Raw genomic sequence first — 301 nt, 5'->3', positions numbered from 1 at the left:
TACACCCATCTTACCACAGCCGAACGCGTGAAAATAGAGACCTATCTGGAGCTCGGGATGTCCATCCGGTCCATCGCGAGACGGCTCGGTCGACAGCCATCGACCGTCTCGCGGGAGATCAGACGGAACCCCGACTACGTGGCTGAACGTGCCCGGAAACGCTACGAGAAGGCGAAGACCAACTGCGGTGCCAAGACGAAACTCGATGACACGATGCGCCGGACGATCGTCGAGAAGCTGCGTGCGACCTGGTCCCCGGAACAGATCGTCGGCCGCCTCTACGCAGGAAAAATTGCCTTCT

1 protein-coding gene is annotated in these 301 nt (G+C 59.8%); it reads left to right on the top strand.

Features of this window, described 5'->3' with window-relative positions; translation table 11 throughout:
- Nucleotides 1–301 (top strand): helix-turn-helix domain-containing protein (locus KNP06_RS15220; RefSeq protein WP_214789523.1); only part of this gene is annotated, 301 nt, incomplete at both ends.

Source organism: Exiguobacterium sp. s21, assembly GCF_018617975.1.
Taxonomy (GTDB): Bacteria; Bacillota; Bacilli; order Exiguobacteriales; family Exiguobacteriaceae; genus Exiguobacterium; species Exiguobacterium mexicanum_A.
The sequence above is the reverse complement of the archived record's forward strand: the minus strand, read 5'-3'. Positions and strand labels throughout refer to the sequence as shown.